Annotated in this window: 6 protein-coding genes; all 6 read right to left on the bottom strand. The window is 61.4% G+C overall.

Annotated elements, in window-relative coordinates:
- Positions 1-84: 84 nt before the first annotated feature.
- From NP552_RS17845 to NP552_RS17820, 6 genes are read right to left on the bottom strand one after another with little or no spacing between them, the layout of a single operon-like run.
- Complete coding sequence (locus NP552_RS17845) at positions 85-1,611, bottom strand: sigma-54 interaction domain-containing protein (RefSeq protein ID WP_274096975.1); 1,527 nt, start codon at positions 1,609-1,611, stop codon at positions 85-87.
- Entirely contained in the window at positions 1,598-5,359 is a 3,762-nt protein-coding gene (locus NP552_RS17840; RefSeq protein ID WP_274096974.1) for a DUF2357 domain-containing protein, read from the bottom strand. Before NP552_RS17840 ends, NP552_RS17845 begins: the two co-directional genes overlap by 14 nt.
- Before the next feature lie 31 nt (positions 5,360-5,390).
- A complete protein-coding gene (locus tag NP552_RS17835) occupies positions 5,391-7,745 on the bottom strand; it encodes a chromosome partitioning protein ParA (protein WP_274096973.1) in 2,355 nt (784 codons plus the stop codon).
- A gap of 1 nt (position 7,746) precedes the next feature.
- Positions 7,747-9,849, bottom strand: coding sequence for a hypothetical protein (locus NP552_RS17830; protein WP_274096972.1), 2,103 nt, complete (start codon positions 9,847-9,849; stop codon positions 7,747-7,749).
- On the bottom strand, positions 9,846-13,187 hold the full coding sequence (locus tag NP552_RS17825) for a DEAD/DEAH box helicase (RefSeq protein WP_274096971.1): 3,342 nt from the start codon (positions 13,185-13,187) through the stop codon (positions 9,846-9,848). The genes NP552_RS17830 and NP552_RS17825 overlap by 4 nt, the downstream gene beginning before the upstream one ends.
- A complete protein-coding gene (locus tag NP552_RS17820; RefSeq protein ID WP_274096970.1) occupies positions 13,184-14,650 on the bottom strand; it encodes a protein kinase domain-containing protein in 1,467 nt (488 codons plus the stop codon). Before NP552_RS17820 ends, NP552_RS17825 begins: the two co-directional genes overlap by 4 nt.
- Between the last annotated feature and the right edge of the window lies 1 nt (position 14,651).

The raw sequence follows: 14,651 nt of genomic DNA, 5'->3' as shown, positions 1-14,651 counted from the left end.
GTCAGGGTCAACTACTTGATCTCGCTTTACCCTGTAAGGATCGCCCCCATAAAGCTGCTCAACAGCTGATCTTGCAGACATCGCTTAACCATCCTCCAGGCCATCCTCAGGTACAGACTTCAACCCCAAGCGCCTGATCCAGTTTCCTAGCGTCTGATGACTAGCAAAGCCCAAAAGTCTCGCCGTTTCGCGTTTGCTTCCACGGGCGTGGTCAACCGCACGGTTTATGTAATGAGCCGACACCTCGTTCAGTATCGACTTCAATTCAATCCCATCATGCAGTGGACGACCCAAAACAGGCAGTTCCTCTGCCGTCGCCTCCATAAGGGCTTCGCGTATGTCTTCTTTGGTCACTGTAGTGCCCTTGCCCCATAAATATGCCCGGACAAGGGTATGGGACAACTCGCGAATATTACCGGGCCATGTGTACCCCAACAGCATTTGCCTGGCATCGTCCGTCAACGTGCGACGCACCTCATGACCAAGCGAACATTCCACATGTGCTTTATCCAGGAAGTGGTCAATCAACAGCTCCAGATCCGCCCCTCGCGCTCGTAATGGAGGCAGGTTCAATATGCCAACCGCAATCCGGTGATACAGGTCTTCACGAAAGCGTCCGGCCTGGACGTCTTTTGCAAGATTCCGGTGGGTGGCCGCAATAATACGTACATCGACCTTGACCGCCTTGGAAGACCCCAGCGGCGTGATCTCTTTCTCCTGTAGGACCCGCAGTAGACGAACCTGGGCGTCGAGGGGCAAATCGCCGACTTCATCTAGGAACAATGTGCCGCCGGCCGCCTCGCGAAAATGCCCGTCACGAGATTCGACCGCCCCCGTGAATGCACCTTTGACGTGGCCGAACAGCTCGGAGTTGGCCATTTCCACGGAAATGGCGCCACAGTTCACGGCAACGAACGGCTTGCCCTTGCGCGCGCTTTGCTCATGGATCGACTTGGCAAACAGCTCCTTTCCCGTCCCGGTTTCACCCAACACCAGCACCGGAACGTCGAAGGCAGCGACGCGTTGCGCGCGCTGCTTCTGGCGTTTCAACTCCTCGCATTCACCAATGATTCCCGTGTGACCGGTGAAGCGGTCGACTCCGGAACTCGTCTGTTGCATGAAGTCGATCAGAAACGCGCTGCTCAGCTCAATGGGAAAGTGGACAGCTGTCAGGCCTTGGTGCAGCGAAGTCTGGATCAGGCTCGCCGGAAACCGGGTCTTTGCGAGAATGATCCATATCGCCGTCATGGCCGGTGTACCGGGGCTCAAGTGATAAGTCAGGCTAACGTCCGGACGAGGTAGCCGTTGCGCTTCAAGCACCTGACACACGTGCTCGAAAATACCGGTGTAGTCGATCGGGCTTGCCAGTTCGACCGTACGCAACTCCACAGGCGGACAGCCCTCCAGCTTCTCCAGCCACGCCTGATAATCGCGTCCTTCCTGCTCCGTATAATCATTGAGCAACAGCACCCGGTCATAGCGTTCTGCCCCCTCGACGGCCATGGCGATCGGCCCGGTCGTGGCTTCATCCCGAACGCACTTGAGGTCAGTGTTGCCGATCCAGCACACCAGCCAGGACTGCTTGCTTGCAGACTGTTCAGTCTTCTTCATCACTTACCTCGGTTACGCAAATGCTGCCAGCGCCCGAGTCGCCAGTCAGGTACAGCCCCAGCGAATAGAGCAGGTCCGGTGTTTTGTGCAGGTTGTCGGGCTTGCGGGTTTGAAGTGTGATACGCGACTTCATGACAATGGCCGAACCCGCAATCAGCAGGGTCATTTCATCGATCAGAAAGGCAAACCGCCGGCACCGTTCAGCCCCTGGTGCCAGCAGGCTGGATAGGCGCATGTCGGCATGACTGCGTGTGCGCAGCAAGGCCAGCAGCAGTTCGCTGTCCCGCGTTACCGCACTCACCAGAGACTCACTGATGCCGCTCGCACCCGCAAGCGTCAGTCGACGAGACAACCCGAGCATCGAAGCATGCAGAAGATCGAGCAACGCCTCCAGGTCCTCGATAGCCAGGAGCTCCAGCAGCGTGGGTGAATACCACAACGCCACCCGGAACACTTCAATCAATTCCGTGCGGCTTTTTGCGTCATCGCCTACGACAGGCAACTCCGAGCGCCAGGTGTTCAGCAGCCCTTTCTGCCAAGGCTGGCGTGCATCACCCACCGCGTGAGCGAAAGCCTTGCCGAGCTTCTTCGCACCCTTTTTGCCCCAATCGAGATCGAACTGCCGGACAACTTCAGTGCTGAGAAAGTCGGGCAAATCACCCTGCAAAGTACACACCACCGACAGTACCTCACGGTACAGCCGTTGTGTTTCGTGCCCTGAATCAGCACGCCCCTGCCAAGCCAGCAGACACGCGTACAGTGCAGGCAAGCGCTGGGTCAGATCTGCTCGCAAAGCGGCATCGCAAGTTGACTCGTGCAAGGAGCGACCCTGCGCCCAGATCTTCGAAGCAAGGTAGCGTGCAGTGCGCACAGATCGACTGAGCTGCTTGATGTGCAACCCGCTCGCAGGTCCTGCAGCCAGCAACCGATCGAGTGCCTCCAGCAACCGCTGCACAACCGACGTCCCGCCAGGGCTATCGTTTTTCATCCAGTACGACCAGTCCCTGGGCGGTGGCACATCAGGGATGCCGAGTTGCTCTGCAGGCCTTGTCGGCTGCCAGCGTGTCTTGATCCTCTCGAATCCCGCTTTTTCACGGTCTTGCTCTATCGGCATGAAAACCAGTTCGTAGGGATCGTCGTTACCGTAAGTGAAGGTCATGGCCAGCTTCACCCGCACATCCATCGACAGGGGCAGCAACGGATGACTGAGTACAGCCTCTTGCTGCAAACGGCTGCTTTCCCCACCCTGATGGAGGGCAAAGCGGTACTGCGCAACACCGGCCGGCAAGGTAAAGCCTTCAGGGACCGGGATGGCGATCGGCACACCACGTTGGGGTGTGATTGCTTGACCTCTGACCAGATACAGCCGTTTCAGGTAGCCGCTTTCCACAACCCTGATCGACAGTTCGGGCAGGTAGTCGCGCCACCGGGTGAGCTCAGGCGCCTGCTGCTGGAGATCCGCCAGGACCTTGGCGCCCTCCAGCACAGCCGCGCAGTGTGAGAACACTTTGTTCTCCTGCCCTTTGAGCACCTGTCGCGCCGGCTCGAAAGCCGCGCCGATCACCAGATGGGTGTTCTTGCTGCTCCACCTGACCTTGTCAGGCAATGCATTGATCGCCATCTGCAGATTGCGCTGGAAGGCCGGGCTCCACCCATTGTCCGAATGTGCCGTCGATGCCGAAGTGAACCAACTGCCGTCCGCCAACTGCCAACTACGGGCCGGGTCAAGTGCTGCGCTGCCGAACAAACGGGCCAGCGAGGTCGACTGCGTGACGTTCAGCGTCTGCAGCCTGCTCACCACGCGCTGCACTTGCGAACCTTCATGGCCGACTAGCACCGGAGGGTGCCGCTCCCATACCAGGCCGCGACCACCCTCCCGCGGTACGGCGATCAACGGTGTGAGGCTAACGGTGTCTCCTGCGCAATCGAGCACCAGCACCGCATCTGCGGCGCGAAGCGTCTGTGAAGCGCCATCGCCAGACAACCAGGAAAACAACAGCGCAATGCTGCGCGGCAGCGGCTCGGGACGTTCGAAGCAGGCATTGAGCGCGCTACGCAATGCTTCGCTGGCGAAGTCGTCCACCGCATCATGCACCAGGTAGGTCAGCCGGGTCGGGCCCAGTTGCTGGCGCAAGCCCGATGCCAGTTGCCGGGCTGCACTGCGGTGCAAGGGTGACCCTGAATCATTGTCCATCAGGCCGAGCACGCTGACTGTACTGACCTGCGCCCCTAAAGTCAGTGCATGCATCGGCCCGGCGCCGAGGGCGATCCGTTCACCCTCCGCCTGCCAGAACTGCACCGCAAGCGTCTCGTTCAGTCTGCGCGTGCCCTGCTCATCCAGTATCTGCGGGCAGACCTCGCTCAGGTCGAGCAGGGTAAAACACGATGAACCGGGGTTGCGCTGCGCCGTCGGGACTGCAGGCGTCCGTGGGAACAGGTTGGAAATGATTCGCTCGGCAGCCGCCGCCGCTTCACCTGGCGTCAGTCGCAACGGGGTTTGAGTGCCGTCGAAACTCAACTGGCCTTGGCCACCCTGCGCCTGCAAGGTCAATTGCAAGGTCCGTGGGCCGACGTCCAGGCGCAAGCAGGTCGGCGACTCGAACACCAGCCCCAGCGTCCAGGGCAGCGGCTCCAGCGCCAAGCGCACCGCCTTGTCGCCCCTGGAGGACGCCTTGACCTCGTAGGCCAATCGGGTACCACTCTTGACCAAGGCAAACTCCTCGGCACGCACGAAATCCGAGGAGTGGAAAAACAGGTCGCGACCGTCATCTGTTCGCAGAAAACCGATGCTCTGGTCGTTGCGGTCCTTGCCAGTGGTCTTGACCCGTCCCACGCACACTGTCGGTACATGCAAGCCTTCGAGCCGACCGCCGAGCACCGAGAGTCCAAACGCGTAATAGTCAAAGTGACAAGGCTGCTGCGTAAATCGCACAAGCCCACGGGCATGCAAGCGCGCTACCAGCTCCCAGTGCAGGATGGTCATCCAGTGTCCGCCCAGGTTGGCGAGGTCTGCGCAGATGTCATCGTCAAGGCTTTGCAGGCGTCGCCAGCTATCCCACACAGGTCGATACAGCCGGTCCTGCAGCAGCGTATTGTTCGGCGGCACATGCCCCCAGGCCCCAATCGCCTGCACCTGCGGGCTAGCAAGCCAGTGCTGCAGATCGTTGTACAGGGCCTGGAGCCCCTCGTCATCACTGCCCCAAACCAGAAAACGCGCCTCAAGCCGCGCACACAGTTGCCTGGCGACGACGACCAGCAGGCGATTTTCAGCCGTATCGAGGCTGTGCGTGCGCTTGACCGCCAGTAGGCTGTTTCGCCCGGCGAGCTTTTCCCGCACGTTGCCGCCCGGTTGACGGCTGATCCAGTCGATACAGGTACTGTCGAGCTCCCGCGCACTGCCGATCGACACCATCTGGTGGTCACGCACGATCCGGCTGCGCGGCTGTGCGACAAGGTGCACCAGGGCATCACGCACGTGCTCGACAATCCGGGCAAACAAGTCGCATGGCCCGGCGTCGTTGTTGTCCGCAGGCTCCAGCAATACCTGGCAGACATCGCTCAGCCCACGCATCAGCGGCAACCCCGAGCGCGGGTCGAAACGGGCGAGACGGTCAAACCAGCCACGCTGCTCAATCAGGCACACAGCCTCCAAGGCATGTGGGCCATCCCCGGCGACTTCGGTATACAGCGAGAAACTGTCGAGCCTCAACGCCGCAGCGCTTTTTTCGGCGTCAGCACTCGATGTCATGGCGCAAACCCGACAAAACCCTGAAAGCACATCATGACGCGTCCCCTCCCGACTTCAGGTAATCGGCACTGCTCCAGATGAACTGGCCATAACCCACCGCACAGGCCCGACGGAAGTCGTCCACCAGCGCGAAGCCCTTGTCTTCCAGCAAGACCTGAATGACATCCAGGCACTCAGTGCGGCTTCTGCCGCGCGTTTCGATACCGCGCAATTTTGGCATCACCTTCAGTGCCAACTGGTCTTCGAACGCCATGTCCATCGACCGACGCAACGCATCCGGGTCGGCATTCACAGACGTGAGGGCCTGGCGTACATCCGGATAGTTGGCCATGTAGTACTCGATCGACTGCCAGACCCGATGGCCCATCGAGCGCCCCGCTACACTCAGGCACGCATTGATGCGCTCCAGCAACTCCAGGTACGGAGTGATCTGCAACTCATTGAAAGGACTGGCTTTGGCACACCACGTGCCCCAGGTCGCGCGCGGCAGAAGTGCAGCAGCCTCCGGCAGGGGTTTGAGTTCACTGCGCCGCTCGAAGCGTTCCGGGCTTGGGAAGTGGATCATAAAGCCACGGTCAATCACCTTGTCCGACAGCGACTTGGTGGTTTCATCCTGGTTCATGGTGCCCGCCCAGAGCACGTTACGTCCTAGCGGCACCTCGTAAGCCTTGACCTTCGCCCCCAGCGACACACTGATCGACGGCACTTCAACTGCGCTGATTCCGCGACGATCTTCCAGACGGGACAGGAACTCGGCAAAGTACAGCTCGACATGGGCCAGGTTCATCTCATCGAGCAACACCAGGCTCATGGCGTTTTTCATGGCCGGCTGACTCATCTGTACCAGCAGACGCAGCAGTGGCTGGGCATCAAAACTGTTGTCCAGGGTATTGAAGAACCCGAGCAACGATTGCGAACTGTCCCAGGTGGGCTGCACCGGCAGGCTCATGAAATGAATGCCACCAAAATGCGCATACAGCTTGGGCAACTGCGACTTGCCTGTGCCACTCGCCCCGGCCAGGACGGTCAGGGGTGACCACTCCGACGTTTTCAGGCACGTATGGAACGCATGCAGAATCCTTCGGGAGAAACGCAGGCCCTGTTGCTCGGTGGCCCTGGCAATTTCCTCCAGCCATTGCAGCTCATTGACGGGGCCCGTCCTGAGCGCCAGGTCCTTAAACACTGGCACCTTGATCACCTCGATCCGCTTGTCCCGGTCCTCACCGGACAGCAAACCACCCTTGAGGCGTATCAGCTCTTCATGCTGCTGCCGAGCCTCGGCCTCGCGATCCTCGATGCGTCGTTGCAAGGCGACATTCATGGCATCGAGGCTCTGTACCTGGAACAACAGATCACTGCGACTGCGCTCTCCAGTGCGCAAGGCATCGCGTTCCTGTACAAGTTGCTCGTTTTCCTTGAGCAGTGTCTCCTTGTGATCCTGCAGCGACCGCAGGCGCCCAAGCACCTCTTCACCTGGCCTGTCATTCAGGGCCTGTAGCAACCTGCGGTTCTCGTTGGTCAATTGCGCCAAGCGTCCCGACAGCAAACTTGGGTCGTCATCACAGGCGAGCTTGAGGTCTTCGAAGGCAGACAACTGTTCCAGCGTACTTTCAAGCGCCACCCGCAGTCGATCGCACTCTGCGTCCAGCTGCTTTTCGCGGGCTTCGAAACTTTTCCGGCGCTCACCGATACAGGCTTCGACTTCATCGTCCAGTTGTGAGCGCTCCTCTGCCAGGGCGTCGGCACGTGCCTCCTGTTCCAGGCCCTGACGCCGCGCCAGCTGCTGCTCGTTGCGCAGCCTGACTTCCCGCTCGTCCAGAGATCGTGCTTGCCCGGCCAGAAACTGCCGCTGCTCCTCGCACTGCGCCTCCCAGCGCTCTCGCGACGCATCCAGGCGCCGTTGCTCTTGCTCACGTAGTTGCGCCAGTTCCCTTTCAAGGGCCTGCAGCCGAACATCGCGCTCCTGCGCGAGCTTCGCTTCAAGTTGCGTGTAGGCCACCACGCGCTTGCCGCTCAGTTCGGCCTCCAGGCTGGCTTGACGTTCGTGCTGTTCGTCGAGCTGTTGTTGGCGCTCCTGCACAAAGCCACCGTCACGTGCGATCTGTGCCAGACGCAGTTGCTCCTGCAACGTCTGAAGGGCGGCTGCACGCAGGTCATGATCGCGACAGTCGCTCTCCAACTGTGCGCGCCGCGCTGACAGCAGCTGATCCTGCTCTCGGGTACGCGCTTGCAGGCGCGCTTCGCGCTCGTCAAGCTCGGCTTGCAATAGCGTCAGGCGTGCATCGCGCGCCTCCCATTCACGCTGTTGTGAAAGCTCGGCGGCGGACGGCTCGACCGCGGCTACGGAAGGATGGCTGGGTGTATCGAAATGTTCGGAATGGGTCACATCAAAACTCCATGAAATACCTGACGAGCGCATACATGCGATCCATCATTTGTTCTGATTGGGCAACGGTAAGCGGAACTTCATCGTTGCCATGGCGCCGCAACTCACAGAGTTCGGCGGTGAATACCAGCAGCCAAGGCAGCGTCAAGGCGCAGCGCTGCAACTGCGCAGGCGGAAGGCGCAGCAGGAACGAGAGCATTTGCGCACCCAATGTCGCTGCCCGCCCTGCGGCCGCATGCCGGTACTGACGCCAGGCAACGCTGGCCAATGCGCGAGGCAGGCCTGCAGCAGGCATCTCGAAGCCCGCCTGCTTGGCGTTTGCGCCAAGGCCAGGGCGTTTTTCGTCGGCCTCCTGCGGCTCGTACACCGGAGCGCCGACCTGGGCGTCCTGCAGCTGTATCTGAAACAAACTGGCCATATGGGTGACCATGGCGCTGCAATCCTGAACCTCTCCAGCATTTGTCGGGCCTTCGCTGACCGGCCGCTCGCGCTCTAGGCTGATCAGGATCTCCCGTGAGGCCAGTGACAAGGCGCCCAGCCGACTGGGCCCCAGGCGCCTGACAACGTCAACGTATGCCTGGGTACGGTCGTCGAGCCGATCCGCACGAGGGTTTTGGGCCTGTTTGCCCAGTGTCAGGTGAGGCAGCAGACAGGCCAGCGAGGTGCGTATCCGGCTGTCCATGTCCGGCAAAGCCGAACTGCTGAGGCTGTTGTCCAGGCTTGCACCATGCTGGGCACGATCACGTTGGCGTTTGAAGTCGGCAAGAAAATCGATCCAGCCCGGGTCACTCGCCGCCAGCCGTCGCAACGGATGGTTGGGGTCGGCATTGGTGCTCATCAGGCACAAGGCAAGCAATGGTTGCAGTTCGAGGGTGGCATCCAGGCGCCCAGCGTGGAATTTGCCGCCTGCGACCTCCAGCAAAATCTCGGCAGCCTTGCTGTTCAAACTGAACCCTAGCTTGCGTGCCACGCCCGCCAGCAAGAGGGCATTGCTACGGTAGTCACCTTCAATCAGCAGGTCGAGGAGCCCTTTTTGCGGTCTGAAGCCTTGCACGACCAGGTGCAAGCCATGCTCCACAGCGCCATACAGGGACGCGGCACACGTAGCCAGCGCACGCTGCAGCTTGCGTTCGTCCTCGGTGGAGCGCACCTCCAACTGAGTCTTGTGCAAAGCCCTGTGCGCAGCGTCCAGGTACCGGGCCAAGCGATCGTCGAGCGGCGGTGCGCACGGGCTCACCCGGCCTGCCATCTTGACGTTGGCATCCTTGAACCGCTCACCCAGCCAAGTATCGATATCAGGGTCCTGTCGGCAGAGCTGCTTGAAGCTTTCATCAAACAGGTTGGAAAATCCGTGACCGAAGGGATCGCTCAGCAAGGGTTCGAGGTTGCCGCGTTGCAGCACGCACTCAAGGCTCAGCCAGACCGACTGCGGTTCGCTGGAAAAGACCAGTCCGGCCGCCCTGGACGAGACACAAGCCGCCCCTGGCGCGCCCGCGCCAGCCTGGCGATAACGCTGGTGACGCAGGTGCACGCCGATCAGCGCCTGTAACTCCTGGGCGCCTGGAACCTGGCCCTGGTGCCCCGGTTGCAGAGGGCGCCCGATGTAGTTCCTGGCGGTGCCCGCTGAGCCGACGGAAAAGCCGACATTGAATCGATCGATTCGCCGCGGGTCCTGAGCGAACCTCGGCGCGCCCTGCAGGATGAACGGCAACAGCCGGCCAGTGATCAGTTCGACGAAAACGGTACACAACTCCTCTTCGACAACCTCATCTTCCTCCCACGACACCCCCTTGACCTGGCGGCGCGGCACCAGTGCCTCGTCCAGGTAATCCAGCTGCACCAACCGACTCTGGATGGCACTGACGATTTGCTCGGGCATGGCGGTCAACGCCGCCACTGCCGCACTGTCGCAATGTCCTGCCGCGGCCAGGCGCAGCACGGTGCGCTCGAACAGGTTCAAGCGGTCCTGGCGACTGACAGGTATCGACAGGGAAAACGCATTGCAGGGCCATAGCAAGGTTTTGCGGGCAGCCACCTCGAGCCCTTCCAGGTCTGGCCGATAGCGGATGATTTTCATGTCTGGCAACGGTTTATGGCCGCTCACAGTTCCACTCCTTCGTTACGACACAGATCACGCAGTGCAATCAGGTCCGGCAACGCCGTCCCGGCGAGCGGCCCCTCCAGCAATTGAGGGTCACCCACCATCACCAACAGGCGCTTCTGTCGGCTCAGTGCCACACAACGCAGGTTTTCCAGCACCAGTCGCCCGAAGCTGGCGGCATGGCGTTCTTCGAGGCTGGCCTCGGGCTTGATCTTGCGGGTGGACGGTGTGCGTACCATTGACAGGAACACGACATCGAACTCCATGCCCTGGAACGCGTCCACCGTCCCGACCCGCAAGCGCTCCTCGCGCTTGACCGGGTCATCCTCGTGCAGGTAGCGATACCCGTCGGCGATCCCCCATTCGCCACCAGGCCCTCGTTGACTGAGCCCCTGTGCGGCCAGAGCGTTATGCAACTCATTGACCTGCGCCTTGTAGAAACTAATGACGCCAAAACTCAATCCCTGGCCTGCGGTGCTGTCTATCCAGCGCTTCAGTTGGTAGGCAATCGCTTTCGCCTCGCTGGTGCGGTACAAGCTTTTCGAGCCGTCAGGGCACTCGCGGCCTTCACTTGTCGGCACCTGAAGCCAGGCCAGCGGCGCAGTCGGGCGCAAGGTACCGGCCAGCAACTCGTGCTTGAAGTCCGCCGCTGGCCGGGGCGAGCCGAACGATTCGCCATGAGGCTTGTAGAAGTGATCGCTGACGAACTCCCCCAGCAATGGATGCATCCGGTACTGGGCATCCAGTGTGATGGTGCGGTCAAAGCCATCGCTTTGCTTCAGCTTCTTCAAGCGGGCAAGCAGGTAGTCGAACAGGCTCCGGCGATAATCACCTGCATTGTCCGGCTCAGTCGCGACCAGACCTTGATCCAGCTTGCGCACCAGCTGCTCATCAATCAGATGGGGTAGCTGGCGCTGGTCGCCGACCAGAATGATTCGTCGCTGGGCTAGCACCATAGGGATGAGCAGGTCCCGAGGTGAGCAACGGGCTGCTTCGTCGATGATGACCGTGGAGTAGAGATTGTCGAGTTCACTGCCTGCGTTGCCTTTCTTTTTCCGGACAATATCCTTGCCCACTGCCCCCTGACAGGTCGCGGCATACACATAGCTGTAGTCCGCCAGGGCTTCGTCCAAGGCAGCCGGATTCCACTCCAGCTCGTGTACAAACCCGGCCAGCACGGTCAGGGTCGGGTCCTCGAAGCGGCGTTCGGCGCCAGCCACCTGACGTTGAACTGTGGCCAGCAGTTCGAGGATATCGCTGCGAGGTTTCTCAACCTGGAACACCGGGGCCGGGACGGCGCGGTCCAGCAGTTGAGCTTTGAGGGATCGCAAGCCCGGCAGGAACTCCAGCGGGTCAGGCTCCCGCCAACACATAGCGCGGTCCAGCAAGGGCAGATCCGCTTCGTCGATGTCGTCTTCGAAGGCCTGCAGCAACCTTGCCACGCTCGCCGGACCGTCATCACGAAAACCTGCCTCGCTCACCCGCAACGCGTACAGAACCCGCAAGCGCGCCGGCAGTTGAACCGACGCGCTCGCGTCCTGGGGCTCATCCAGGCTGGCCAACAGGCGCTGTGCCTGAGCAACCGATTCACTGCCCAGCAGGTGCGCTGGCAGTGCAGTGATATTGCGCAGCAACGCTCTGGCGGCGCTCCTGGACGGTTCGAGCAAATAGTTGCGGCCACGCTGACGAAGCGCCAGCAACTGCTCCGACTGACGCATCGCAGGCGTTTGCTTGCGAATACGGTCGATCATCGAAAGGCTCCAGTTGCGGCGGTTTTCGGCACTGGCATCGTTGTCCTGGCCGGCACGTCTGCCGAACTTCACCGCTGGCAAGGCATTGACACTCAAGCGCGAGACGATGTTTTCCACTGCATCATGCTGAAAGCCGGAGACCAGGATCGCACCACGAGCCGCCTCGCTGCGCTCCTGCTCTTCATTCAGGCGCTCGATGATGGCCGTGATCACTGTGGTCTTGCCAGTCCCCGGCGGCCCCTGGATAACAGCGATATCAGGGGTGTTCAAGGCAATGCGGATGGCTTCTTCCTGTACCTCGGTAGGAGGTTTGCGGAAAACCTTGTCACGTACGAAAGGCGTCAACGCTGCCAGTTTTTTGGGTTCCACGGGGCGGGGCGGGCGGCCGTTCTCTTCGATGATCATGCCCAGGTACGGCATGCCGCCCGTGCCTTGCAAAACTTTTTCCCGCGCCAGCTCGCGCCGGTCGATCTGGGCTTCATCGCCTCCCAGCGAAAGCACCACCAACAGGCCCGGCTGCTGGGTGGGGGCGTGCTGCAAGGTGATACCGTGTTCGGTCACTTCCAATACTTTCAAGGGGGCGCCCTGCTCGGTATGGGGGCCTCCTCGCTCGCGCTGGTGGTGCAGCCGGCTGGTGACATCTGCCCGGTACGCCTCCCAATCCATGTTCGGGTCCTCCAGGTACACCGGCAGTTGATCGACCAGGTGCACCAGGTCTCCTGCAACCAGCCCGGGTTTTGCAGCCGGCTCGTCGAAGTAGAAACGCATCCCGCCACTGACCGCTTCGCCACCCGGCTTCAGGCGCAACGCCCCCACCTCTCGAGCGTGCTCGAGCAGTTGCCGTCCCTCTTGGTGGCCATAACGGTCCCACATTCGCAGATAGCCACTGCCATCCTGCGCCAACTTTTGCATTGCCAGGGCTGCGCAGCGCTGGGCGACTGCTGCGTTACTGCGGTCAGTAAATCGCAACTGCCCGCTGGCAAGGCGAATCGCCCGGGGATTTCGCGTGCCCGGATCGACAAGAAAACGCCTGGCGCGCCAGATCTGCCCCTCCTCCGTGTGTTGAGCGACGATCATGATTTTCCGTCCAGGTGCCAGCAGGTAGAACCCACTTTCCCAGGTGTGCTGCTGACCACCTGCGCCTTCCAGGGCCATGAGCATAAAGCGCGGACCGTCCGCCTCCACGGTGCATGCCTTGCTCAGCATGCTTCCCAGCCCCTGGGGCGTGCCTACCACGCCCTGGCCTTTGGCCGCCTGGAGGCTGTCATCGTCGAGCACGATATCCAGCTCACCCATCTCCAGTTCCTCACCGAAGAAGAAATGCGCGCGGCCATGCATACGGTCCGGCTGGCTGGTCGTGCTGATGAACACCAGGCGCGCGCCACCCCTTTCCAGATGCCTGAGCAACTCGTGACAGGCCTTGCGGTTGGCGATCCGCGCACGCACCGAACGCCCCGCCTGTGCCAGGTACACCTCATCGGCCACACGGGAATGGAACATCTGCGCGGCCCCGGCGACCAGGCCATGATCGTCGGGCAACTGGGCGTAGAACTCGACGGAAAATGATGCGCATATCTCGAGCGGCTTCATGCCTGGGGCTCCTGGAGGGTACAGTGGACCAGCCTGGCCAACGGGCCCGGTACAAAGAGGAAGAAGCCTTCAGTCAGTTCGGCGCGGGTGAATCGGCAAGCGACGAAGGGCCGAAAAGCACCTTTGTGTCGATGCGGCAACGCGAGCTCGAGCGGGAACTCCAGCGCCTGCGCTGGCTCCAGCAGATAGTCCTCTCCTGTTCGGACAAGATTCAGCCAGGGCTCGGCGTGAGTGTCGAACGTAAAAGGCTGGAACAGTCGCGTCGGCATGCCCAGAACCTCTTCTCGCTCCGGCAATTCGTGGTGCAGGGTCCAGAGTGGTTGTTCGCCGGGCTCGCCCGGCCACTGCCAGGCGCGGCAACTGAACACCGTAGGCAGTGGTGCAGTGCAGTAAGGACACGTGGACCAGGCGCCCGCGAAATGATCCATCCCGCATGACCTGCAGTGCACACATGCGTCCTGCGCCCGGGTCAAGGCCTGCGCCCAGTGCAGGCTTGCCGGGCGCCGTCGCGGATCGATGCGACCGGCACCGAATGTTCCCTGGCACAGCCACTGCAGCACAGGTGTCAGCACCAACTGACGCGGCAAACCATTTCGCGTGGCGTTTCGCGAATCAAACAGGTCATCGATCCAGGGTAGCTCTCCAGCCAACGCCCTGGCCTCCACATCCTCTTCGCTGTCATCGACAGCCCAGTCGCAGCCCTCGACCAGCTCACCAATGAACGGGTGCTGCAGGCTCAACAGGTAGAACACCAGTGTCGCCAAGGCATGACTGTCGGTGCTGAAGTCACTGCCGGTGCGCCCCTGCACCACTTCCGGAGCGCCGTAGCGTGGCGTGTAGCAGGCATCGGTGGCATGACGGGAGACAAAGCGCAGGTTGTCGGCATCGATCAACCAGACATGCTCGTTATCCGGCTGAGTCGAGAGAAACACGTTACCAGGCGACAGGTCACCATAGACCAGCCCACTGGCATGCAAGCGGGCAAGCACTGCGGCGCACCGCCCCAACACGGCCAGCCGCCTGCGCAGGGCACCGCTTTGGCGGTAGTGCACCAGCCGGGCAGCCGCGACCGGGTCCTTGACATAGAGGTCCTGCAGCCAGGGCGGCACTTGGCTTTCACACATTCCGGCGCTTCGCGCGGCATCCGGCAACAGGCGTTGAAACGGCTGCATGTCTTCCAGCAGGTTCATGGCATAGCCCGCCACGCTGGTGAGCTGGGCGGCAGGCCCAGCCAGCGGCAAGCCCGCCGGAACAGGCAAGCTGCGCAACCGGCGGATCTTGCGGGCATAAACCTCGCGAAGCTGGGGGTCTGTTACCGGCTGCTCGCCCACGAGCAGCACCTTGATTGCCACATCCTTGTCGCGGGTACGCCATACCTGCCCCTGCGCCCCGCGGCCCAGTTCAATGGTCAGATGGTGAACATTGTGAAACTCGTCGTGTTGCTCGTCGTCCAGGGTCTTCATT

It is taken from the genome of Pseudomonas sp. 8209, assembly GCF_028682105.1.
Lineage (GTDB): Bacteria > Pseudomonadota > Gammaproteobacteria > Pseudomonadales > Pseudomonadaceae > Aquipseudomonas > Aquipseudomonas palmensis.
This window is presented reverse-complemented; position numbering and strand designations above follow the sequence as displayed.